General features: G+C 72.3%; 23 protein-coding genes. 11 read left to right on the forward strand and 12 right to left on the reverse strand.

Translation table 11 applies throughout. The features are described 5' to 3' along the window. Positions 1-64: 64 nt before the first annotated feature. The 5 genes from AOM04_RS14515 to AOM04_RS07160 are packed head-to-tail and all read right to left on the reverse strand — an operon-like array spanning position 65 to position 5,485. Positions 65-211, reverse strand: a complete 147-nt coding sequence (locus tag AOM04_RS14515; protein ID WP_156160649.1) for a hypothetical protein — start codon at positions 209-211, stop codon at positions 65-67. 58 nt (positions 212-269) lie between these two features. Next, a complete protein-coding gene (locus AOM04_RS07145; RefSeq protein WP_062464094.1) occupies positions 270-1,130 on the reverse strand; it encodes an ATP-binding cassette domain-containing protein in 861 nt (286 codons plus the stop codon). An 11-nt stretch (positions 1,131-1,141) separates the two neighbouring features. Further along, complete coding sequence (locus AOM04_RS07150) at positions 1,142-2,932, reverse strand: dipeptide/oligopeptide/nickel ABC transporter permease/ATP-binding protein (RefSeq protein ID WP_062464095.1); 1,791 nt, start codon at positions 2,930-2,932, stop codon at positions 1,142-1,144. Continuing rightward, positions 2,929-3,870, reverse strand: coding sequence for an ABC transporter permease (locus AOM04_RS07155; protein ID WP_062464096.1), 942 nt, complete (start codon positions 3,868-3,870; stop codon positions 2,929-2,931). The genes AOM04_RS07150 and AOM04_RS07155 overlap by 4 nt, the downstream gene beginning before the upstream one ends. Positions 3,871-3,925: 55 nt before the next feature. Continuing rightward, a complete protein-coding gene (locus tag AOM04_RS07160) occupies positions 3,926-5,485 on the reverse strand; it encodes an ABC transporter substrate-binding protein (RefSeq protein WP_062464097.1) in 1,560 nt (519 codons plus the stop codon). A 109-nt stretch (positions 5,486-5,594) separates the two neighbouring features. Here AOM04_RS07160 and AOM04_RS07165 point away from each other — a divergent pair, with 109 nt between their 5' ends. The 4 genes from AOM04_RS07165 (at position 5,595) to AOM04_RS07180 (ending at position 8,807) form a co-directional block, all read left to right on the forward strand. Beyond that, positions 5,595-6,215: a TetR/AcrR family transcriptional regulator gene (locus tag AOM04_RS07165; RefSeq protein WP_062464098.1), complete on the forward strand. Its 621-nt coding sequence runs from the start codon at positions 5,595-5,597 to the stop codon at positions 6,213-6,215. Between the two features lie 177 nt (positions 6,216-6,392). Beyond that, entirely contained in the window at positions 6,393-7,322 is a 930-nt protein-coding gene (locus AOM04_RS07170; protein WP_062464099.1) for a LysR family transcriptional regulator, read from the forward strand. A 117-nt stretch (positions 7,323-7,439) separates the two neighbouring features. Beyond that, the gene (locus tag AOM04_RS07175; RefSeq protein ID WP_062464100.1) at positions 7,440-7,994 is read left to right on the forward strand and encodes a quercetin 2,3-dioxygenase; all 555 of its coding nucleotides are present in this window, start codon (positions 7,440-7,442) and stop codon (positions 7,992-7,994) included. Positions 7,995-8,006: 12 nt separating this feature from the next. After that, on the forward strand, positions 8,007-8,807 hold the full coding sequence (locus AOM04_RS07180) for an alpha/beta hydrolase (protein WP_082104476.1): 801 nt from the start codon (positions 8,007-8,009) through the stop codon (positions 8,805-8,807). A gap of 21 nt (positions 8,808-8,828) precedes the next feature. Here AOM04_RS07180 and AOM04_RS07185 read toward each other — a convergent pair whose 3' ends face one another. Together AOM04_RS07185 and AOM04_RS07190 are read right to left on the reverse strand one after the other, a co-directional pair. Then, entirely contained in the window at positions 8,829-9,620 is a 792-nt protein-coding gene (locus AOM04_RS07185) for an IclR family transcriptional regulator (RefSeq protein ID WP_062464101.1), read from the reverse strand. 39 nt (positions 9,621-9,659) lie between these two features. Continuing rightward, positions 9,660-10,214, reverse strand: coding sequence for a carboxymuconolactone decarboxylase family protein (locus AOM04_RS07190; RefSeq protein ID WP_062464102.1), 555 nt, complete (start codon positions 10,212-10,214; stop codon positions 9,660-9,662). Positions 10,215-10,329: 115 nt separating this feature from the next. Here AOM04_RS07190 and AOM04_RS07195 point away from each other — a divergent pair, with 115 nt between their 5' ends. The 5 genes from AOM04_RS07195 (at position 10,330) to AOM04_RS07215 (ending at position 14,537) form a co-directional block, all read left to right on the forward strand. Continuing rightward, positions 10,330-11,241, forward strand: a complete 912-nt coding sequence (locus tag AOM04_RS07195; RefSeq protein ID WP_062464103.1) for an alpha/beta hydrolase fold domain-containing protein — start codon at positions 10,330-10,332, stop codon at positions 11,239-11,241. A 23-nt stretch (positions 11,242-11,264) separates the two neighbouring features. After that, positions 11,265-12,044 (forward strand): SDR family NAD(P)-dependent oxidoreductase, encoded by a 780-nt coding sequence (locus AOM04_RS07200; RefSeq protein ID WP_062464104.1) that lies wholly within the window; start codon positions 11,265-11,267, stop codon positions 12,042-12,044. 44 nt (positions 12,045-12,088) lie between these two features. Then, a complete protein-coding gene (locus tag AOM04_RS07205; RefSeq protein WP_062464105.1) occupies positions 12,089-12,964 on the forward strand; it encodes a fumarylacetoacetate hydrolase family protein in 876 nt (291 codons plus the stop codon). Continuing rightward, positions 12,961-13,812 carry a fumarylacetoacetate hydrolase family protein gene (locus AOM04_RS07210; RefSeq protein WP_062464106.1) on the forward strand — a complete coding sequence of 284 codons (852 nt, stop codon included), beginning with the start codon at positions 12,961-12,963 and terminating at the stop codon, positions 13,810-13,812. Before AOM04_RS07205 ends, AOM04_RS07210 begins: the two co-directional genes overlap by 4 nt. Positions 13,813-13,919: 107 nt before the next feature. Further along, a complete protein-coding gene (locus AOM04_RS07215) occupies positions 13,920-14,537 on the forward strand; it encodes a DedA family protein (protein ID WP_062464107.1) in 618 nt (205 codons plus the stop codon). A gap of 35 nt (positions 14,538-14,572) precedes the next feature. Here the strand turns inward: AOM04_RS07215 and AOM04_RS07220 are convergent, their stop codons facing one another. The 3 genes from AOM04_RS07220 to AOM04_RS07230 are packed head-to-tail and all read right to left on the reverse strand — an operon-like array spanning position 14,573 to position 16,950. Further along, a complete protein-coding gene (locus tag AOM04_RS07220; protein WP_062464108.1) occupies positions 14,573-15,574 on the reverse strand; it encodes a sensor histidine kinase in 1,002 nt (333 codons plus the stop codon). Continuing rightward, positions 15,571-16,236: a response regulator transcription factor gene (locus AOM04_RS07225; protein ID WP_082104531.1), complete on the reverse strand. Its 666-nt coding sequence runs from the start codon at positions 16,234-16,236 to the stop codon at positions 15,571-15,573. Before AOM04_RS07225 ends, AOM04_RS07220 begins: the two co-directional genes overlap by 4 nt. A gap of 39 nt (positions 16,237-16,275) precedes the next feature. Beyond that, positions 16,276-16,950, reverse strand: a complete 675-nt coding sequence (locus AOM04_RS07230) for a phosphatase PAP2 family protein (RefSeq protein WP_062464110.1) — start codon at positions 16,948-16,950, stop codon at positions 16,276-16,278. Positions 16,951-17,047: 97 nt separating this feature from the next. On the opposite strand from AOM04_RS07230, the gene AOM04_RS07235 reads away from it, so the two are divergent. Then, entirely contained in the window at positions 17,048-17,845 is a 798-nt protein-coding gene (locus AOM04_RS07235; protein ID WP_062464111.1) for a COG4705 family protein, read from the forward strand. Between the two features lie 367 nt (positions 17,846-18,212). On the opposite strand, the gene AOM04_RS07240 is transcribed toward AOM04_RS07235, so the two are convergent. Continuing rightward, positions 18,213-19,475: a hypothetical protein gene (locus AOM04_RS07240; protein ID WP_228373657.1), complete on the reverse strand. Its 1,263-nt coding sequence runs from the start codon at positions 19,473-19,475 to the stop codon at positions 18,213-18,215. 35 nt (positions 19,476-19,510) lie between these two features. Further along, positions 19,511-21,898, reverse strand: a complete 2,388-nt coding sequence (locus AOM04_RS07245) for an alpha-L-rhamnosidase (RefSeq protein ID WP_062464112.1) — start codon at positions 21,896-21,898, stop codon at positions 19,511-19,513. Between the two features lie 140 nt (positions 21,899-22,038). Between AOM04_RS07245 and AOM04_RS07250 the strand changes: the two genes are divergently transcribed. Further along, positions 22,039-23,334 carry an MFS transporter gene (locus tag AOM04_RS07250; protein WP_062464113.1) on the forward strand — a complete coding sequence of 432 codons (1,296 nt, stop codon included), beginning with the start codon at positions 22,039-22,041 and terminating at the stop codon, positions 23,332-23,334. Positions 23,335-23,360 lie beyond the last annotated feature (26 nt).

Raw genomic sequence — 23,360 nt, forward strand, 5'->3', positions numbered from 1 at the left:
CTATAGCCACGAAAATCTTAAGGTGTCAAGGTTTTCGCGATCCGGAGCCGTCCGTCCGCGCCGATCAGCGCAGGGACCCGCGGCCCATCCGGGCCACGCGCGGCGCGGCGAGCTCGGGGAAGGACGTGTCCGAGGTGGTGTCGTCGCCGTCGGACCGATGGCCTGCGGTGGCGACACCCCAGAGGGGCGATGCACGGGTTGGGACTGTCATGGCGACCTCCTTCGGCACCGCGACGGTGCGGCGGGTGGGTGCTGCGGGCGTGGCAGGTTCAGGCGGCGCCGGCCTGGAGATCCTGCTCCGCCTGGATCTCCTTGAGCCGCAGGCGGTCCGCGCGCCGCTGCTCCTGCGCCGCGGGGTCGGGTACGGGCGACGCGAGCAGCAGCCGCTGCGTGTACGGGTGCTCGGGCGCGGAGGTGACGGTGTCGCCGTCGCCCCACTCGACGATCTCACCGTGCAGCAGGACGGCGACGCGGTGCGACATCTCGCGGACGACCGCGAGGTCATGTGAGATGAAGAGGTACGCGACCCTCGTCCGCTCCTGGATCTCGAGGAACAGCTCGAGCACGCGGGCCTGCGTGGACAGGTCGAGCGCGGAAACCGGCTCGTCGCACACGATGAGCGTGGGATCGAGCGCGAGCGCCCGGGCGATCGCGACACGCTGGCGCTGACCGCCCGAGAACTCGCGCGGGTAGCGGTCGGCGGCGTCCGCCGGAAGCGCCACCATGTCGAGCAGCTCCCGCACGCGGGCCCCGGCCTCCTTCTTGGAGGTCTTGCGCACGATCATGGGCTCGGTGAGCGAGTCGCCGATGGTGAGCGACGGGTTGAGCGACGAGTAGGGGTCCTGGTAGACCACCTGAATGTCGCGCGTGAGCTCACGGCGTCGCTGCTTGGTCGGATGGGAGATGTCCTCGCCCTTGAAGGTGAGCGACCCCGCGGACACCGGCGCAAGGCCCAGCAGCGCGCGCCCGATGGTGGTCTTGCCCGAGCCGGACTCCCCCACCAGGCCCACCGTCTCGCCGGGCCTGATGTCGAAGCTCACGCCCTTGACCGCACGGAACGGCTGGGCTCTGAACCCCCGGCCCGGGTACTCGACCTCGAGGCCGTCGACGGTGAGCAGCGGTTGGTTCATGATGTCCTCCTTCATCGCAGCGCACCCGCCCCGAGCGAGCCGGCGCTCGAGACGCCCGGCAGCGGTGAGCGCGGCGCGCCCTGCGGGATCGCGGCGAACAATGCACGGGTGTACTCGTGACGCGGGTTCTCGAACACGGCGCGCGTGGCGCCCGTCTCGACCATCACGCCCTTCTGCATGACCGTCACGCGATCGCAGATGTCTGCGACCACGCCGAAGTTGTGGGTGACGATGAGGATCGCCATCCCGAGCTCGTCCTGGAGGTCGCGCAGCAGGTCGAGCACCTCCGCCTGGACGGTGACGTCGAGCGCGGTGGTGGGCTCGTCGGCGATGAGGAGGTCCGGGTGCGAGGAGACGGCGCCCGCGATGAGCACGCGCTGGGCCATGCCGCCGGACAGCTGATGCGGGTAGGAGTCGAACGCGCGCTGCGGGTCCGGGATCCCGACGCGAGCAAGCAGCGACAGCGCCCTCCCACGCGCTTCGGCCTTTTTCATCCCGAGCACCTTGACCAGCGGCTCGGTGAGCTGGTGGCCCACGGTGAAGGACGGGTCGAGGTTGGACATCGGCTCCTGCGGCACGTAGGCGATGCGCGAGCCGCGCAGCGCGTTGAGCTGCGCGTCGGTACGGCCCACCAGCTCCTCGCCGTCGAACACGATCGACCCGGCCATCACCTTGCCGCCCTTGGGCAGCAGGCCGAGGATCGAGAACGCCGTCTGGGTCTTGCCCGAGCCCGACTCGCCGATGAGGCCATGGGTCTCCCCGCGACGCACGGAGAGCCGTCCGCCCTTGACGACGGTGGCGTACCCCTCTCCCGCGGGGTAGGCGACGGCGAGGTCGCGGACGGTCAGCAGCGCGTCACCCGCGGGCTCGTCGCCGTGATCGATGTCCGCCGGCACCTCCTGATCGAGCGCCCACGGGCGCGCGGCCTTGTGCCGCTTGTCACCGGTGCCCTCGAGCTCGTCCCTCAGCGCGGTGCCGAGCAGCGTGAGCGCCACCGTGGTAAGCCCGAGCACGAGCGCGGGCCACAGCACCAGGTTCGAGGAGCGGTTGATGTTGTAGAAGCCCTCGTTGAGCATCTGGCCCCACGTCGGGGTGGTGGGGTCACCCAGGCCGAGGAAGTCGAAGCCCGCCTGCATCCCGATGCCCGCCGCGATCACGCCCGACATCAGCAGGATCACCGGTGCGCGCACGGCGAGGAGCACGTGGCGGCCGATGATCCTCCCATCGCCCAGGCCCGAGGTGCGTGCCGCATCGACGTAGAGCTCGTTCCGGACCGATCGCACCGAGGTGTAGACCACGCGGTAGTAGACGGGTGAGATGAAGAGTCCGAAGATCGCCATGGTCCACCACATCGAGGGGCCCATGACCGAGCGCGCGGCGATCAGCACGATGATCGACGGCAGCGACATCGTGAGCGCGGTGAACCAGGCACCCGCCGCGTCGATCAATCCGCCGTAGTAGCCGGCGACGAGGCCCGCGGTGAGGCCGACGGTGACGGCGACCGCCATCACCAGCAGACCGCCCGCGAGCGAGAACGCCGTCGCGACGAGAAGTCGCGACAGGATGTCGCGTCCCGCCGCGTCGCCTCCCAACAGGTACTCGGGGCCGGGCTCGGCGAGGATCATGTGCAGGTCGGTGGCGCTGGGATCGAACGGAGCGAGCCACGGGGCGAGCGCACCGAGCAGGACGACGACGGCGAGGATCAGCATGGACACGCCGCCGAGCGGGTGCCGCAGGAGACGGAGGAACAGGCCGGGGCCGGTGCGGCGCGCCGGTGCGGCCGCGGGCGTGACGGAGCTCATGACAGACGCACCTTCGGGTTGACCCAGGCCTGGATCACGTCGACCAGGGTGTTGACCAGGACGACGATGACGCCGGTCACCACGACGATGCCCATGACGACGGGGATGTCTCCCTGAGAGGTCGCGTTGAGCGCGAGCGGGCCGAGGCCGGGGATGGAGAAGAGGGTCTCGACGATGACCGCACCGCCGAGAAGGATGACGAACTGGAGGCCCAGCACGGTGAGCGCCGGACCGGCCGCATTGCGGAGCACGTGCTGGAACACGACCGAGCGCTGTGGCAGGCCGCGGCTGCGGAGCGTCCGCACGTAGTCGCGCTCGAAGGCGTCGATCATCGATCCGCGCACCTGCTGGGCGACGCCGCCGATCGAACCGACGGTGAGGGCGATGACGGGAAGCGTGATGGAGAGCAGCCACCCGGGCACGGACTCCGATGGGCGTGTGTAGCCGGTCGCCGGGAACCAGTCGAGGTTGATCGCGAACACGAGCACCAGCGCCAAGGCCATCAGGAAGCCGGGGATCGCCTGGCCGAGGACGGCGAGGAACTGCACGCCGCGGTCGGACCACCCGCGTCGCGTGGCGGCCAGGGCTCCGAGGGTGACGCCGAGGAGCGCGGTCAGCACCACGGAGCCGACGGCGAGGCTCACGGTGACCGCCATGCGGCTCATGACCGCCTCGGTCACCTCCTGGCCCGAGAACCACGAGCGACCGAGGTCGCCCGTGAGCGCGGATCCCACCCAGTCGCCGAACTGGACGATCACGGGACGATCGACGCCGATCCGCTCCTCGACGACGGCGACGGCGTCGGGGCCGGCCTGCTGACCGGCGATGCGTTGCGCGACGTCGCTCACGCCGAACTGAAGGAAGAAGAACGTGAGCACCGCCAGGGTGGCGATGAGGCCGACGCCGGTCGCGAGGCGACGGCTGACGAAGCTGAGCATGATGTCTCCAGGATCCAGCCGGTGGGGGCGGCCGGGCCGCCCCCACCGGTACGGGTCAAGCGGTGGCCGTGATGTCCCAGAGGTTGGACACGGCCTGGCCGGACTTCATGGTGATCTGGAAGCCGTCCGCGGTCACGATCACGCCGATGACGCGGTAGAACGGCGCGAACCAGGCCTGGTCCACGACGTACTCGTTGAGCTCCTTCGCGGCGGCCGCGCCGTCGTCACCGCCGAGGCGGATGCGGGCGGCGAGGGCCTCGACCGTCTCGTCGGCCTGGTGGTAGACGTTCCATGCCGCGCCGGGTGCGATCGCCTGGTTGTACGTCTGCCACGCGAGCGGCTCCTGGTTGAGGCCGAACGCGAATGCCGACCACTTGCCGCCAAGCAGGTCGCCGAAGAAGGACTCGCCCGCCTGCTCGTAGTCGATGAAGATGTTCGACTCCGCGAGCACGCCCTTGATCAGCTCGGGCTCCGACGCCGGGACGAACGACGTCTGCGGCATGGTGATGTGGATGCCCTCGGGGTAGCCGGCCTCGGCGAGCAGCGCCTTGGCCTTCTCGGGGTCGTAGGGGTAGGCGTCCTCGAGCTCGGCCTCGTAGGCGTCGCCCTCGACATTGAAGATCTGGGTGGTCGGCTCGCCGTAGCCCGACTCGAGACCCTGCAACAGACCCTCGCGGTCGATCGCGTAGTTGATCGCCTGGCGCACCTTGACGTCGGCGAGCGCCTCGTTGTTGGCGCCCCATCGATCGGCGAGGATAAGGCCCTTCCAGTTCACGGGGATCGAGTTGGTGGTGTATCCCGCCGCCTCGGCGTCGGGGATCTGCGTGAGCGAGTTGAGGTTCGACACGTCGACCTGGCCGTCGCGCAGGGCGTTCAGCAGCGCCGAGGCGTCGGCGTAGTAGTTGATGGTGATCTTGTCGAAGTGCTGGTCCTCAGGGGCCCAGTAGTCCTCGTTCGGCGTGAACGTGTACGTGGCGCCGATGGTGGAGGACGCGGCGTCGAGCACGTAGGGGCCGGTGCCGACGGGCGTGGTCTGAGCGTCGGGAGAGTCGAACGTCGAGGGCGAGGCGATCAGGCCGGCCTGCATGCTGAGGTTGATCTCGAGCGCCGGGTCCGGAGCCGACAGGGTGATCACGACGGTGTCGTCATCCGGGGCGGACACATCCGTGACGGCGTCGAGCAGGGCGCGGTCGGGCGAGGCGCCCTCGCGGAAGCGGTTGAGGTTGTCGACCACCACCTGCGCGTCGAGCGCGGTGCCGTCGGTGAAGGTGACGCCGTCGCGGATGTCGAGGGTGAGCTCGGTGAGGTCGTCGTTGTACTCCCACGCCTCGGCGAGCCCCGGCTGGACCTCGTTGGTCGCGGAGGTGCGGAGCAGGCTGTCGTAGACCGCCATGTAGTAGGTGGCCTCGTTGCCCCACGCGGCGTCGGCGGCCACCCAGGTCGAGATGTCGACGACGGCGCCGACCCGGAGCTCGGGCGCACGGCCCTCGATCGCGGTGCCCTCCGAGCCGCCGGCGGCGGGCGAGGTGGCGTCGTCTGAACCGGACGACGAGCATGCGGCCAACGCGAGCGTGGCCATGCCCGCCACGGCGGCGAGCTTGGTGTGTCGAAGCATCGTTGCTTTCCTCCTTGGGGTCACGTCATCGGCGACGTGCCGGTGACGCTAGCACGCAATTTCTTAAGGGTGCAAGATTTTTAAAATCACAACCTGATAACCTCGCGTCATGGCAACGCAAAGGGGCGCCTACAAGAAGTCGGCGAAGAGACGCGAGGAGATCCTCGACGCGGCGTTCGACGTCTTCTCGCGTCAGGGATACACGGCCGCATCGGTCAACGAGATCGCCAGGACCGTCGGCATGACGCAGCCCGGCCTGCTCCACCACTTCGGGAACAAGCTCGCGCTCCTCGAGGCGGTGCTCGAGCGCCGCGACCAGCTCGCGCTCGACATCCTCTCGGGTCGCCATGACGTCGAGTTCTTGTACGGACTGCTCGAGATCGCCCGTCGCAACAAGGCCGTACCAGGCCTGTTGCGTCTCTACTCGATCCTCGCTGCCGAATCGTCGACGCCCGACCATCCCGCACATGCGTTCATCGCGCGTCGTCTGGGGAACGTGGTCGGCGGCACCACGCGCGCCTTCGAGGAGATGCAGGAGCGCGGCATGCTGCGCGACGGCGTCGATCCGCGATCCGCGGCCCTCGAGATCACGGCGATCGCGGAAGGGCTGCAGCTGCTGTGGCTGCAGGGTATCGACGTCGACATGGAACGCATCATCCGCGGGCACTTCGACAGCTACCTGGAGACACCCCTCGACACGTCCGCGGCCCAACTGAGCGCGGACGCCTGAATCCCATCAACCTTTCATATGTAAGACTTTGGTCGGCCGGCGACGCGGGTTCCAGTCGACCGAACGGCCGATCACGGACGGAGACGCGGCGCACCCTGGTGCTGGTCCCCCCACACCCTCACGGATAGGCTGACCCACACGATCCGAGGCAACGCCGCCTCGGCACGGAGGGATGACATGGACGTCTCGGTGCCCACGCTGCGCTACTTCTGCGTGCTCGCGGAGGAACTGCACTTCGCCCGCGCCGCCGCCCGCCTCACGATCACGTCGCCGTCGCTGAGCCAGCAGATCGCGGGCCTCGAGCGCACCGTGGGCGGCCGCCTGTTCGACCGCACGTCGCGCTCGGTCGCGCTCACCCCGCTCGGCGCCGCGCTGCTGCCCCACGCCACGCGCGCCGTCGAGGCGCACGACGACCTCGCGAGCTGGGTGGCGGAGCGGCGCGCCCCGGCCGAGGCGACCCTGCGCCTTGGCGTGGTCGCGGCCGGCGCCGGCCCCCTCACCGCCGCGATCATGACCGCGGTCTCCCAGATCCCGCACCTGCGCCTCGAGATGCGGCGCGTGGGCTTCTTCGACGTCGAGCGCGAGCTGGTCGCGCGGCGCGCCGATGCGGTCCTCGCGCCCGCGCCGCTCCCCCCGCACCAGGACGTTCTCTCGACGGCGCCCCTGTGGTCGGAGCCGCGCGTGCTCGTCGTGCGCGCCGATCACCCGCTCGCCGAGCGCGACTCGATCTCGATCGAGGAGGTCGGCGACGAGACCTTCGTGGTGGTCTCGGGCGACCACCCCGACGCCATCGCATGGTGGACCGTCGACCCGCGGCCCGACGGCTCCCACCCGCGGCTCGGGCCGCGCGCCGACGACATCGACGGCCTCCTCGAGCTGGTGTCCGCGGGGATGGGCGTGAACATCGCCGCCGCCTCGGCGGCCGCGCACTACCCGCGCGCCGACCTCGCGTTCGTGCCGATCCGCGACATCGAGCCCGCGACCATCCTGCTGTGCACCCGCCGCCGGCGCGAGAGCGTGGTCGCGGCGTTCGAGGAGATCGCCCAGGCGGAGGCGCGTCGCGCCCGGGCGACGGTCGAGCCCACCGGACCCGCGCATCGTTCATAGGCACCGCCTACCGATCCGTCGGGATCTCGAACTTCCCCCGCGGGACCTTGGTCCCGGATGCTGGGCGCAGCGGCCCGACGACGAGGTCGGCCGCGGACCAACAAGGAGGTTGGCGAGATGTCCCCGAACGAGGCCCCCGCGCTGTCACCCACCCACGCCGGCATCCTGCCCGGCGAGCCCAAGCCCTTCTACCTCGACAACGGCGAGGGCGAGAAGTCCGTGGTGTTCGACACGCTCTTCACGATCCTGCTCACCGGCGACGAGACCGACGGCCAGTACGACGTCTTCAGCTGCGAGGGCAACGCCGGCCAGATCATCCCGGCCCACATCCACCCCTTCACCCACGAGATCTTCTTCATCGTCGACGGCGCCGTCCACCTGTGGATGGACGACGAGCAGGGCTTCAAGGAGGACAAGGTCCTCACCTCCGGCGCGTTCGGGTTCGTCCCCAAGGGCACCATCCACGCGTTCCGCATGGAGGCGCAGTCCAAGATCATGGGCGTGAGCTCGGGCGGCTTCGCGCGCTTCTTCCACGCGATGGGCACCCCGACCGACAAGCCGGGCATCCCCACCCCGAGCGAGTTCTACGCGCCCCCGTTCTCGCAGATGAAGGCCGCGGGCGAGCTCTACGGCACTGTGTTCCGCCCGGACTACAACTTCCTCACGGACTGAACCCGCACGGCCGTGACCATCGAGACCACGGCCCCGACCGCGCTCCGCGACCTCGTGTTCGCGGAGCCGGTCGGGTTCCGCCCGCTGTCCCTCGACCTGCACCCCTCCGTACCCGGGGCGCCGCTGGTCGTGTTCCTCCACGGCGGCGGCTGGCGCGTCGGCAGCCGCCGCGCCATGGCGCCGACGATGCCCGGCGACGCGCCCTTCGCGCGCATCACCGCGGCCGGCCTGGCCGTCGCCTCCTTGGACTACCGGCTGTCGGGAGAGGCGTGCTTCCCCGCGCAGGTGGACGATGCGGCGGCCGCCCTGGCCTGGCTGCGCGCCCACGGCGACGAGCTGGGGGTGGACGCGACGCGCATCGTCCTGTGGGGCGAGTCCGCGGGGGCGACGCTCGCCGCGCTCGTGGCGCTGGGGCCGGACGAGCCGCGCGCGGGCGTGCGCGGCGTCGTCGACTGGTACGGGCCCGCCGACCTGGTGGCGCTGGCCGAGCACCAGCACGCGCTCGACGACCCGGGGCTGCGCGAAGCAGGGTGGCTCGGCCACGCCGTCGGCGCCGATCTCGACCGTGCGCACGCGGCCAGCCCCGTGTGGCAGGTGCGGCCCGGCGCGCCTCCGTTCCACCTGGCCCACGGCACCGCCGATACCGCCGTCCCGCCCGATCAGAGCGTCGCGCTCGCGCAGGCGCTGCTGGCCGCGGGCGTCGACGCGGAGCTCACGCTGGTACCCGGAGCCGGGCACCTCTGGCAGGGCGACGTCGATCGCGACGCGATCCTCGACGCGGCGATCGGCTTCGCCCGCCGCGTGACGGCCTGACGGGGGCCGGGCGTGGACGGTTCAGAGCGCGCGCAGGCGCACCGAGATGTCCTCGGCCGTCGCGCGCAGCGCGTCGAGCAGCGGGCCGCGCAGGTCCGCGACCGTGTGACGGTTGGCGGCGACCGCGATGTTGATCGCGGCGGCCGGCGCCCCATCGCGCCCGAGCACCGGCACGGAGACGGACCGCAGGCCCGCGGCCACCTCCTGGTCCTGGAGCGCGTAGCCGTCGTCCCGGATCGCCGCGAGGCCGGGCTCGAGGTCCGCCGCCGACCGGGCCGCGTTCGGGCCCACTGCCCGCGAGAAGTCGTAGCCGCCGAGCAGGTCGCGGCGCTCCTGCTCGGGCAGGTAGGCCAGCAGCAGCTTGCCCATCGAGGTCACGGGCGCGGGCAGGGTCGACCCGACCTGGACGTTCGCGGTGACCAGGTCGGAGTTGCGCAGGCGCACCAGGTAGAGCACCTCGTCGCCCAGCAGCACGCCCATGTTGACCGTCTCGCCGGTGGTCTCCGCGAGGCGCCGCAGCGGCTGCTCGCTCACCTGGACGAGGCCCGAGCCGCGCAGCGCGGCCGAGCCGAGGGTGAGCACGGCGACGCCCGGCCGGATGGTGCCGTCCTCGGAGCGCTCGAGGAAGCCGCCCTCCTCGAGCGTGGCGACCACGCGGAACGCGGTCGGCATGGGGATGCCGGTGCGGTCGCTGATCTCGCGGAGCTTGAGCTCGGTGACGGTCTCGTCGAACAGGCGCAGCACGTCGAGCCCCTTCGCGAGCGCCTCGATGCGGTAGCGGTTGCCCGCCTTCGTGTCGACATCGGCTTTCATGGTGTGAAACCTATCCCCTTCATCCCTGGCATGTCGCCGTCACGCGCCGACGCGGAAGACGCGCAGCTGCAGCGCGAGCGTCGCGTAGTAGCCCACGAGCGTCGCGAGCTCGAACACCCCCGCCTCGCCCAGGGACGATGCGGCGGCGGCCCACGCAGCGTCGTCCAGGTCGCCGTCGAGGAGGTCGACCACGCAGCGCGCGACCGCGGCCTCCTCCCCCGCGAACGCACCCGCATCCTGGCGGCGCAGCGCGGCGAGCTCGTCGTCGGTGAGCCCGGCGGCGCTCCCGACGGCCTCGTGGGACTCGCGCTCGAAGTCGCTGTCCCAGCGGGCGGCGACCAGCAGGATCGCGATCTCGCGGCACCGGTCGGTGAGCGAGCCGCGGTACCGGATGGCCGCACCGAGGTCCTGGAGCGCGGCGCCGATGCCCGGCGCGAGCAGCATCGCGTTGAACGGGCCGCGCAGCGAGCCGTCGGCGCACGTGAGCGCGAAGTGCTGCGGACCCGCGGCCCGCGGCCCACCCGCGATCGCGTCGTAGAGCGCGGCCTGATCCGGGTCCAGCGAGCCCGGTGGGAGCCCTGGCAGGCGGGTCATCGGCACCTCCCTGTGTCGAGGAGCGGGGCCGGCGGGTCGCGGTTGACGCCGCCGAGGTCCCGTCGTAGATTCAACCATTGAAAACGCCTTTTGGCTATTGAAAGCGAGATCAACGATGATCACGATCGCGACCGAGGACCTCACGCTCACCGCGGCGGGGTACGACTTCGGCATCCGCGTGTACCCCGCGGCCCGCCCCGACGGCACGCTCCTCGTCTGGCTCCATGGCGGCGCGTTCATCTTCGGCGACCTGGACGTGCCCGAGGCCGACGCCACGTCGCGCCACCTCGCGGAGCACGGCACCAGCGTGGTCTCGGTCGACTACACGCTCGCCCCGATCGACGCCCTCGCCTCGATCCCGCTGCCCCCGCCGCAGGAGGGCATGCCCGCCCCCGAGGACCTGGTCAAGGCGCTCGGCTCGGGCCGACCGCGCGCGCCCTTCCCGGTGGCGTCGCTCCAGGCGGTCGCGGCCTTCGACTGGCTCGCCGAGCACGCCCTCGACCTGGGCGGCCACGCGCGCGCGGTGGCGATCGGCGGCGCGAGCGCGGGGGGCAACCTCGCCGCCGGCGCGGCGCTGCGCCTGCGGGACCGGGGCGAGAACGTGCCCAGCGCATCGTGCCTCATCTATCCCGTGCTGCACCCTGTGCTGCCCGACCCCGACGAGGAGCTGGCGGCGAAGGTCGCGGCCCTCACCTCCGGGTTCGACATGTCCCCCGAGGCGACCGCCGCGATCGGCGCGAACTACCTCGGCGGCGCCCCCGCCACCGACCGTTACGCGTTCCCGGCGGGCCACGACCCGCGCGGCCTGCCGCCCACGCTCATCGTCAACGCCGACGCCGACCGGCTGCGCGCCTCCGGCCAGGCGTACGCCGCCGAGCTCGCGGCCGCGGGGGTCGACGTCGAGGTGGCCCTCGCGCACGGCTCCGAGCACGGCTTCCTCAACGGGCTCGAGGACCCGCACCGCGCGGCCGTCCTCGAGCGCACCTCCCGCTTCATCCACGAGCGCGCCGCCGCGGCGCGCGCCTGACAACCGCCTCGAAGGAGAGAGCAATGACACAGATCTTCCCCCGCTTCGCCGGCAAGACCGTCCTGGTGACGGGCGCCGGCACCGGCTTCGGCGCCGAGGTGGCCGTGCGCGCCGCCCAGGAGGGCGCGCGCGTCGCGGTCCACTACCGCTCGTCGAAGGCCGGCGCCGAGCACACGCTCGAGCGCATCCGCGAGGCCGGCTCGGACGGCGTCCTGGTCCAGGCCGACATCATCAGCTGGGACCAGATCACGCGCATGGCGGATGAGGTGTGGGAGGCGTTCGGCGGCCTCGACGTGCTGGTCAACAACGTCGGCGACGTCTCGAGCGAGCAGATGTCGTGGAAGGAGCTCACCCAGGAGGCGCTCGACGCGGTGGTCGACGTCGACGTCAAGGGCACGCTGCTCATGACCCACGAGTTCGGCGCCCGGATGCTCGAGCAGGGCCACGGCGCGATCGTCAACGTCGGCTCGACCGTGGTGGTCAAGGGCTCGCCGCGCGCGCCCCAGTACGCGGCCGCGAAGTACGCGATCCTCGGCATCACCAAGTCCTACGCGAAGGCCTTCGCGCCCGCGGTGCGCGTCAACACGTTCGCGCCGGGCTTCATGGAGACCGAGCGGCTGCTCGAGCGCGCGGACTGGAAGGCCGGCCGCCGCGAGGTGCTCATCTCCCAGACGCCCATGGGCCACATCCCGCCGCCCGAGTTCGTCGCCGGCGCGTGCCTGTGGCTCGCGACGGACGAGTCGGCCCACCTCACCGGCGGCTACATGCTCGCCGACGGCGGCTTCAACATGGTCGGCGCGTAGGCGCGCGGACCCTCACGACACCCCGACAGACAAGAGGAGAAGCAATGAAGCTCATCACCTTCGACGAGGGCCGCGTCGGCCGCCTCGAGCTCGAGGAGGGCGTGGTCATCGAGCTCGACGTGCCGTCCACCCGCGAGTTCTTCGAGCGCGGCGGCAAGGTCGGCGAGACCGGCGAGCGGCTGCGCTACGAGGACGTCACGCTGCGCGCCCCCATCCGCCCCAAGAAGTTCTTCCACACCGCGGGCAACTTCATCGACCACCACAACGAGCTCACCGCCGTCGACTGGTCGCACCCGGTGCACAAGGGCATCGTGTTCTTCCAGAACCTCGACGCGATCATCGGCCCCGAGGACCCGATCGTGTACCCCGAGGGCCTCACCAAGGAGCTCGACTACGAGCTCGAGCTCGCGATCGTCATCGGCAAGGGCGGCAAGTTCTTCGGCCCCGACGAGGCCGAGGACTACATCGCGGGCTTCACCGTCTTCAACGACATCACCGCGCGCGACATCCAGCGCAAGGAGATGGAGTCCGGCGTGTTCTCGTTCTCCAAGGGCATCGACACGTTCTGCCCCATCGGCCCGTGGATCGTCACCAAGGACGAGGTCCCCGACATGCACAACCTCGCGATGGAGCTGCGCGTCAACGGCGAGGTCCGCCAGAGCGGCAACACCAGCAAGACCCGCATCACCTGGCCGCACCTGGTGGCGTACCACTCGCCGCAGGTCTACTCCCCCGGCGACCTCATCACCACGGGCACCATCTCGGGCGTCGCGGCGGTCCAGAAGAACCCGTTCGACTTCTACCTCAAGCCCGGCGACGTGGTCGAGGCCGAGATCGAGGGCATCGGCACCCTGCGCAACCCGATCATCTCGTGGCAGGACGCGTACGGCGAGCCGGCCCCGCGGCGGGTCGACTGGTGAGGATCGCCGCCCTCGACGGCCGGCTCGTCCTCGTCACGGAGGACGGGCGGGCCGTCGACGTCGCGGAGGCCTCCCGCGGCCGCTTCGGCCCCGACCCCATGGGCGCGTTCGCCGACTGGCGCGCCTTCGCGTCGTGGGCGAGCGAGCGCCTCGCGGACGATGCGCCGGGCGCCCGGGCCCTCCCGCTCGACCGCGCGCGGCTCGGCCCGCCCGTGCCGCGGCCCGCGCAGATCTTCGCCATCGGCGTGAACTACCGCGAGCACGCCGACGAGGCGGGCTACCCGCCCGACAGCCTGCCCGTGACGTTCACCAAGTTCCCGTCCAGCCTGGTCGGCGACCAGGCGACGGTGACGCTGCCGCCCGGCAACGTCGACTGGGAGGTCGAGCTGGTCGTGGCGATCGGGGTCGGCGGCCACGCGATCGCGCGCGAGGACTCGTGGGGCCACGTGGCCGGCGTGACGGTCGGTCAGGACCTGTCCGAGCGCGTCGCGCAGCTCGCGGGGACGATGCCGCAGTTCGGCCTCGCGAAGTCGCACCCGGGCTTCTCCCCCACGGGCCCGTGGCTGGTCACGCCCGACGAGCTGCCCGACCGCGACGACCTCGCCATCTCATGTGCGATCGACGGCGAGACCATGCAGGACTCGCGCACGTCGCAGATGATCTACGACGTCCCGGAGCTGATCGCCCGCCTGTCGGCGGTGGTCACGCTGATGCCGGGCGACCTGATCTTCACGGGCACGCCCGCGGGGATCGGGAACCGACGCACCCCGCCGCGCTTCCTCCGCGCGGGCGAGGTGCTGACCAGCTCGATCGAGGGGGTCGGGGAGCTGGTCACGCGGTTCGCGTGATCGAGGCGACCGCCGGACGTGCGTGAGACCGCGCCCGGCGGTCGTCGCCTCCTCGGCCCCGCCACGCCCTCAGCGGTTCCTTAGCGAGCCGCGCCGATGCTGAGGGCATGACCCTCGCAGCCCTGCTCGCGGCGTTCGGCCCCTTCGCGCTCGCGCTCGTCGGCGTCATCGTGTTCATCGAGAACGGCCTGCTCTTCCCGTTCCTGCCCGGGGACACCCTGCTCTTCGGGAGCGCCGTCATCGCGGCTGCCATCGGGGTCTCACCGTGGGTCGTCGTCGCCGTCGCCGCGGTCGCCGCGATCCTGGGCGGCGAGGCGGGCTTCGCGATCGGGCGCCGCTACGGGCGCCGATGGTTCCGGCCCGACGCGCGTGTCCTGAGGACGCGCTACGTCGACGACACGGAGCGGTTCTTCGCGCGCTGGGGCACGCCGGCCATCGTGCTCGCGCGGTTCGTGGCGATCGCGCGCACCTTCGTCGCGCCCGCCGCCGGCATGTCGACGATGCCCCACCGCACGTTCTCCGCGTGGAACGCCGCGAGCGGCGTCGCGTGGGCATGCCTGGTGGGCCTCGTCGGGCACCTCCTCGGGGCGATCCCGTGGGTCGCCGCGCACATCGAGTGGATCATGATCGGCATGCTCGCCCTGCCCGGGATCCCCCTCGCCATCACCGCGGCGCGACGCGCAAGGCGCACGCCGGCTCCGGTCGACGCCACCGTCGGCGCCTGAGCCGCCCGGCGCTCAGCGGCGCTGCATCCCGGCCCTCAGCGCCGCGGGGCCGGCAGGCGCATCGTGAACGTGGTGCCGCGCTCGGACGTCTCGGTGACCTCCACCGAGCCCCCGAACCGCCCCAGCGCGTCCTGGACGAGGCTGAGCCCGATCCCGAAGCCGGTCGGTGCGGACCCGCCACCGTCGACCGCGTCGGACGAGCGCGCGAAGCGGTCGAAGACCCGCGCGGGGTCGATGCCGCGGATGCCGCCGCCGTGGTCGGCGACCGCGATCCACACCCCGCCGCGCGCCGCGCCCGCCCGCACCTCGACGTCCGCGCCGGCCGGCGAGTGCTTGACCGCGTTGTCGATCAGCGCGACGAGCGCACGGTGGAGGCTGTCCGCGGGGATCGCGGCCTCGAGATCCTCGGGGACGGCGTCGGCGCGCACGCCGACGCCGCGCGCCTCGGCGAGGATCCGCATCGAGTCCACGGCGCCCGCGATGACCGGGGCGACCCGCTCGGGCGCGGCGAGCGTGCCGGCGGCCGGGTCGATCGAGGCGAGGAGGTCGTTGACCACGCCGATGAGGCGGCGCGAGTCTCCGCGCAGGTCCTCGACGACGCCGCGGTTCGGGTCGTCGCCGTCCATCGCGCGCTCGAGGACCTGCAGCCGCGTGTCGAGGATCGCGAGCGGCGTGCGCAGCTCGTGGGACGCGTCGGCGACGAACCGGCGCTGGCGGGCGAGCGCGTCCACCAGCGGCTCGACCGCCCGGTGCGTGGCGACGAGCGCGAACGTGCCGGCGAGCACGATCGCGATCGCGCCGAGCGCGATGACGCCCTCGATCACGTCGACACCGCCGACGTCGATGGCCGCGGAGTGCCGGGTGGGGTCGAGCAGGTCGGTCACCGGGATCTGCTTGAACACGAACAGCACCGCCGCGATGAGCACGAGGACCACGAGCACGGCTGCCGCGACCGCGATCCACACCCCGACACGGATCGCGGTGCGACGGACCAGCAGCGCGTCGGCGTCGGCGCGCCGGGGCCGGCGCGCGCTCACAGCATCCCGAGCCGGTAGCCGCGTCCCCGCACGGTGGTGACGATGTCGGGGTCGGTCTTGCGCCGCAGGTAGTGCACGTACGTGTCGACCGAGCCGGGGGTGTCGTGCGCGTCGAACACCGCTCGCAGGATCTCGTCGCGGCTGAACGTCTTCTGGGGGTGCACGGCGAGGAGCCGCAGCAGGTCCGTCTCGCGCTCGGTGAGGATGGTGCGCCCCTCGTACGGCGAGTAGACGGCGCGGGAGTCCGGGTAGAACTCCCACGAGCCGATGCGGACGAACGGCCCCTCCCCCTCCACCACGCGACGGATCGCGCGCAGCCGGGCGAACAGCTCGTCGAACTCGAACGGCTTCACGAGGTAGTCGTTGGCGCCGGCGTCGAGGCCGCGCACCTTGTCCTGCACGGTGCCGAGCGCGGTGAGGATCAGCGTGGGTGTGGCGATGCCGTCGCGCCGCAGCGTCTCGACGATCGACACGCCGTCGAGTCCGGGCAGGCGGCGGTCCACGACGAGCACGTCGAACTGCCGCTCCTGCGCGGCCGCCAGCGCGTCGCTGCCGTCATCGATGAGCGTCACCTCGTAGACGCTCTCGAGGACACCCCGCATGAGCGGTCCCAGCTGCGGGTCGTCCTCCGCGAGCAGCAGGCGCGGTCGAGCCTCGGCCATCATGTCCTCCACCCTCGGGTCACGGCTCTAAGAATCGTCTCAGGATCCCACCGTGGCAAGGGCGCGCGGGCGCATCGCCCACGACGCGGCGAGGCGATCGACGGCCACGGCGACGGGCGGCACCACCAGCATCGACGCCGCGACGTCCGTCGGGTAGTGCACGCCCAGGTACACGCGCGACCAGGCGGTCGCGAGCACCAGCACGCACCCGAGGACCGCCCAGCCGGCGCGGCCGCGGCGCGGCGCGAGCACGATCAGCATCGCGCACACGAGCGCGGCGGCGAACGCGGTGTGACCGCTGGGGAAGCTCGAGGAGCTGGGATGCGCGACCAGCGGGGCGTGCAGGAGAGCCGCGTCGGGTCGGGGACGCTGCACCACGACCTTGATCACCTCGGCCGCCACCCACGGCACGCCCGCGACCAGGCCGAAGCGCACGGCGAGACGGACCGAGCGGCTTCCCACGACGATGCCCACGGCCGCGCCGCCGAGCACCAGCACCGCGCCCATGTCCCCGAACACCGCGTCGATGGTGACCGCCGCCCGGTCGAGCACCGGCCCGTGCACGCCCTGCACCCAGGCGATCGCGTGGATCTCGGCGCCCGACCACGCGGGCGACGCGACGATCGCGAGGCCCACCACGGTGAGCAGGGAGAACACGGCGAGGGCGAGCAAGACGGCGGGTCGCGCGGCGCGACCGGGGGCATCGTGAGGCATCCCGACAGTGTCGCGGGGCGGCGCTGAGAAAGCGCTGAGGGGACCGGCGCCGCCGCTCCTTAGAGCCCGCTTAGACGCGCGCGCCGATGCTCGCGTCATGAGCACACCCGCCCTCCAGGGCCGCGCCCCCGCGCGCGTGCCCGCGCCCACCCGACAGTTCTGGATCGCCAAGGCGGTCTCCACGGCGCTCGGCGAGGCCGTGTCCGACTTCTCCATCCACGTCCTCAACCCCGTGCTGGCGGTGCTGCTCGGCTTCGCCTTCTTCGTCGGGGCCCTCGCCTTCCAGCTCACGCGCCGGCGCTACGTCCCGGAGGCGTACTGGCTCGCGGTCGCGGCGGTCGGCGTGTTCGGCACCATGGCCGCGGACGTCATGCACGTCGTGCTGGGCCTGCCCTACGCCGCCACGGCCACGCTCTACGCGGCCGCGCTCGCGGCGGTGTTCATCGCATGGCGGCGCACCGAGCGCACGCTCGACGTGCACGCCGTCACCACCACGCGCCGCGAGCTGTTCTACTGGGCCGCCGTGGTGGGCACGTTCGCGCTCGGCACCGCCGTCGGCGACCTCACCGCGGTCGGCCTGGGCCTGGGCTACGCGCCCTCGATCGTGCTGTTCGCCGTGCTCATCACCCTGCCCGCGATCGCCTACCGGTTCCTGGGCCTCAACGGCGTCGCCGCGTTCTGGACCGCGTACGTGCTCACGCGTCCCCTCGGGGCGTCCGTCGCGGACTGGCTGGGCAAGCCGGTGAGCGAGGGCGGCGCGGGCGTGGGCCCGGGCTGGGTGTCGCTCGTGTTCGCGATCGCGCTCGTGGCGGTCGTGTCGGCGCCGCGCATCCGCGCGCTCCGTGTCACCGCGCGCGAGCCCCGGCTCGACCGAGAGCTCACTCCGGACGCGTGAGTTCCCTTTTCAGGGTGCGCGCGTGACCGCTATCCACACGAGCGCGGCCGATCTGCCCCGATCCGCTGCACTTCCCGTCGTGAACCCCGACCAACGGACCACGAAGTGCAGAATCTGTGTGGGCCACGGTCGGGGCGGCTACGGGGAGCTCAGCCGCACACGCATCGTGCCCCGCGCAGGCCCGCGACCCCCATCCACACACGCGCAGCCGATCGGCCCCGATCCGCTGCACTTCCCGTCGTGAACCCCGACCAACGGACCACGAAGTGCAGAATCTGTGTGGGCCACGGTCGGGGCGGCGACGGGTGCGGGCGCCCGCACGCGCATCGTCCCCCCTCCCGCGGTGGAAGGGGGGACGATGCGCCGCTCAGGCGAGCGTGGTGAGGAGCGTGTTGAGCGCGGTCGTCTCGGCGGCCGCGTCGGGGTGGGCGTCGCGGATCGAGGTGAGCACCGCGTCGATCTGTCCGTCGAGGACGCTCCAGCCCGTCTCGTCGAGCGGCTCGAGGGTCGGCTGCGCGTCGTCCCAGGCGGTCTCGAGGTCCTTGGCCCGCGCCGTGGCGCCGGCCTGGTCGCCGGCGGCGACGAGCCCGCGCGTGTCCGAGACGATGGTGCGGATGGTCGCGACGTCGGAGCCGGGGAAGCTCGCCGTCGCCGACTGCCCGGGCGCGAGCGTGACCTGCGGGGCCGGCCCCTCCTCGCTCGCGGCGGCCACGCCGTGCGGCTGCGCCGAGGCCCACATGAGGACCGCGACCGCCACCGCCCCGACGGCGCCGAGGTACCCGAGCATGACGCCCTCGCGGGTGCGGTTCGGCTGCGCCGCGGGCGCCTCCGCGCGCGCCGCCCGCTCGCGGGACAGGACGTCCGCCCGCGAGCGCGACAGGTAGATCACGGTCGCGAGGATCGCGGCGAGGAAGATGATGCTGGTGGTCGCGACGCCGAGCCCGAGGCCCTGCTGATCGCGCGGCATGCCGAACCAGTCGCCGAGGTTCGCGCCGAGGGGACGCGTGAGGATGTACGCGAGCCAGAACGACAGCGTCGCGTTGGCCCCGAGGCGCCAGCCGATCACCACGGCGACGATCAGCCCCAGCGGCAGCAGCACGCTCACGCCGGGACCCCAGCCCGTGAGGTCCAGCGTCCAGTCGCCGGCGGCCGTGCCCAGCGCGAAGGTCACCAGGATCGCGAGCCAATAGAACAGCTCGCGCGGCGTGGTGGTGATGCTGTGGATGGACAGCGTGCGCTGGTTCCACCACCAGATCCCGAACACCAGGGCGAGGATCACCGCGAACACCGAGGTGCTCACCACGAGCGGCACGCCGAGGGAGTCCGTGAGGATGTCGGTGTAGAGCGTGCCGGTGACGCTCACCACGACCACCGTGAGCCAGTACACGAAGGGCACGTAGCGGCGGAGGCTCAGCTGCCACGCGAGCACGCCGGCGAGCACCACCGTGAAGAGGACCGCGGTCACCTGCAGTCCGACGCCGAGCGTCATGTTGATCCAGTCGGCGAAGCTCTCGCCCACCGTGGTGCACAGGATCTTGATGATCCAGAACCACAGCGTGATCTCGGGAACCTTGCTGAGCATCTCGCGGCCGCGCGCGGGGCGGGGCAGCGTCATCGTGTTGTCGTCCACCCGGCGCACGCTACGGAGGCGCCGCTAAGCCGGCGCTAAGCGATCGCGCAGGTGAACGTGTGGGCACCCCCACCGGCGTGCCGGACGGACCCGTCGGGCACGCGGACCTCGGCCTCGGCCGTCTCGGGAAGCCGAACGTCGAGGGTGAAGATCCCGTCCTCGATCCGCCACGCGACCTCGATCCGGCCGCGCCGCGTGAGCTGCGACGTCCGCGCGGACCTGAGGGTCGGCCCGGGCACCGGCTCGATGACGATGCGCCGGTACGCCTCCTCCCCCGGCGCCGGCTCGGCGGGCAGCCGCAGGCCTGCCACGTGCGTGTGGAGGAACGATGCGACGGCGCCCTTGGAGTAGTGGTTGAGCGAGCCGCGGGCGGTCCCGTCCTCGGCGATGCCGTCCCACCACTCCCACATGGTGGTCGCGCCGGCGTCGAGCATCCCCAGCCACGACGGGTGGCCGGTCGCGACGAGCAGCCGGTGAGCGAGGTCGGCCTGGCCGTGGTCCGCGAGCGCCGGCAGCAGCTGCCCGGTCGCGAGGAAGCCGGTCCCCAGGCGTCCGCCCGCCTCCTCGATCAGGACGGCCAGCCGGGCCGCGGTCGCCTCGCGCAGGCCCTCGGGCACGAGCCCGAACGCGAGCGCCCGGACGTAGTGGCCCTGCCGCTCCTCGGTCAGCGTGCCGTCGTCACGCAGGTACTCGGCCCGCCACGCCTCGAGCGCGCCGGCGGCGATCGCGCGGCACTCCGCCGCCGCCTCATCCTCACCCGCGATCGCGGCGAGCAGCGCGGTCACGTGCGCGGAGCGGTGGAGGAAGGCGGTCGCGACGATCCCGTGGTCGACGGTCGGGTCGGGGTTCGGCGGGACGCCCGGCTCGAGCCACTCCCCGAAGTGGAAGCCGGTGTCCCACAGGAAGCGCTCGTGGGGCGCGGGGTCGGGGCGGGCGGCGGCGCGCTCGGGGTGGCGGCCCGCGGCGGCACGGCCCGCGGCGTAGCGCACCCACGCGAGGGCGGCGGGGAGCTGCTCGGCGACGGCGTCCACCGATCCGTACGCGCGCCACAGCTCCCACGGGACCAGAGCGGCGGCGTCGCCCCAGCCCGCGGAGCCGGCGGAGGCGTCCTCGAACGCGATGCCCGAGGGGCGGTTGCCGGCGGGGTTCGGGATGACGGTCGGCACGCGGCCGTCCTCCCACCGGTCGGCGGCCAGGTCGCGCAGCCAACGGCGCGAGAAGTCCTCGACGTCCGCGAGCAGCGCGGCCGTGCCGACGAACACCTGCCAGTCCCCCGTGAACCCCGACCGCTCGCGCTGCGGGCAGTCGGTCGGAACCGCGCACGCGTTGTCGCGCAGGCTCCAGCGCACGGCCTCGTGGAGCCGCTCGAGCCGCGCATCGGAGCACGAGAACTCGCCGGTGCGGGCGAGGTCGCTGTGGACCACCACGCCGCGCGCGCCCTCGAGCGCGAGCCCCTCGGGCACACCGTCCACCTGGACGTAGCGGAAGCCGTGGGTGGTGTGGCGCGGCTCGAACACGTCGCCGGCGCGTCCCGCCGAGATCACCTGGTCGACCTGGCCCGCGTCGAGCAGCTCATGGGTCGCGAAGGTGAAGGCGCGCAGGTGCTCGAGCGTGACGAGGCCGTCCGCATCGAGCACCTCGCCGTGCGTGAGGGTGAGGCAGGTACCCGCCGGGCCGAGGTCCGTGAGCCGCATCCAGCCGTTGATGTCCTGCCCCAGGTCGATCACGGCGGTGCCGGGCCGCGGGAACGTGACGGCCGCGGGGGCGAGCTCCTCGATGCGGCGCACGCGGGGACCCTGCGCGGGGACCAGGCGTCCGCGGTCGGCGAGCAGCGCATCGTCCGGCGTCGCGACGGGCGCCCAGCCGGAGCCGCCGCCGGTGAACCACGCCGCGTCGAGCAGGCGCAGGTCGACGGCCTGGCCGTCCATGAGGTCGGCGCGCGTGACGTGGCTCGGGCGCGACTCCCAGGCGCCGCCCGTCGCGACGAGCGCGTCGCCCGCCTCCGACACCACGGCCGCGAGCAGCGCGGTGCGCGCGCCGAAGCCGTCGGCGCGGCGCTCGAAGCCGTGGCGGCCGCGGAACCAGCCGTCCGACAGGAGGAACACCAGGGTGTTCTCGCCCTCGCGCACCAGGGCGGTGACGTCGCGGGTCGCGACCTCGAGGCGCGCGCGATAGGACGTGAAGCCGGGCTCGAGCTCGTCGTCGCCGACCCGCACGCCGTTGAGGAACGCCTCGTAGAGGCCGTGCGACGTCGCGGCCAGGCGCACCTCGCCGGCGCCGGGCGCGACGGTGAACGATGCGCGCAGCAGGTAGGCGGGGCGCTGCCCGGCCGGCGCGATCACGGGTTCGTGCGGGGCGATCCAGGCGGCGGAGGCCAGCGCGGTCGTTCCCGCACGGCGGGATACGGACGGGGTGACGGTCATCGCGGAGTCCTCCTTGACGTGGGCGACAGGTCATTTCTACCACATGGCATGTATCGACTTTACAAGTGGTCGGTGATGTGGGTACGGTCGCTCCCACCGGGCTCGACGGCGAGCCCTTCGATCAGCAAAGGTGCTTGACGATGACCGTGTCACCCGCCGAGACGTCGCCCCGCGAGGACGACGCTCCCGCCCCGACCCCCGCCTTCCGCAATCCCGGCTCGGGCTTCCTCGTCGCGCTCGGCTTCGCGTCGATCCTGCTGATGGCGTCCCTGCTGTCGGTCGGCATCCTCACGATGCCGCTCCAGGCGACCGCCATCGATCCCGACCGCTCCACCAGCATCGTCTCCACCGTGAGCCTGTTCGCCGGCATCGCCGCGCTCATCGCGAGCCCGATCATGGGCCGCCTGTCCGACCGCACCACGTCCCGCCTCGGCCGCCGCCGCCCCTACCTCGTCGCGGGCGCGGTGCTCCTCGTGGCCGGCGCGTTCCTGGTGCTCGAGGCCTCCGCCACCGGGATGCTCGCCGCGGGCTGGGTGGTGATGAGCCTCGGCCAGATCGCCGCGTTCACCGCGCTCGGCGCGTGCATCCCCGACCAGTTCGCCGCCGAGCGTCGAGGCCCGGCCTCCGCCCTCTTCGGCATCGGCGGCGTCGCCGGGGCCGTCGTAGGCCTGTGGCTCGGGTCGCTGTTCTCGCCGAACCTCACGCTCATGATCATGGTGCCGGCCGGGCTCGGCGCCGCCGCGCTGCTCGCGTTCGCCGCGGTCCTGCGCGACGACCGGATCTCCCCCGAGGACCGCCCGGAGCTCCAGCTCCGCTCCGCGTTCGGCACCTTCTGGGTCAACCCGGTCCGCCACCCGGCGTTCGCGCTCGCGTTCGGCTCCCGCTTCGCGGTGTTCTGCGCGATCGCGGCGGTCAACGCCTACATGGCGATCTTCCTCATCCTCGGCCTGCACATCGACCCGATGGAGATCGCCGACAAGATGTTCGTCGCGAACCTGCTGTCGGGAGGCATCGCGTTCGTCATCGCGAACATCGCGGGCCGCCTGTCGGACCGCATCGGCCGCCGCAAGCCGTTCGTATGGACCTCGGCCGTGGTGTTCACCGTCGGGCTCGGGCTCATCGTGGCCGCCGACACCTTCAACGCGTTCCTCGTCGCGCTCGTGGTCATGGGCATCGGTCAGGGCATCTACCTCGCCGTGGACTTCGCCCTCATCACGCAGGTCCTGCCCGACCCCGAGGACTCGGCCAAGGACCTCGGGATCATGAACCTCGCCGCATCGCTGCCGAACATCCTGGTCCCCGCGGTGGCGCCCGCACTGCTGGCGATCGGCGCGAGCGCCGCCGCCCCGCAGAACTTCACGGTCTTCTTCACGGCGGCCGCGATCGCCGGCGCGATCGGCGCGCTGCTCATCATCCCCATCCGCGGGGTCCGCTGACCCAGGCACGATGCCCGGCTCGCCGC

This window comes from Demequina soli (assembly GCF_000971195.1).
GTDB classification, from domain to species: domain Bacteria; phylum Actinomycetota; class Actinomycetes; order Actinomycetales; family Demequinaceae; genus Demequina; species Demequina soli.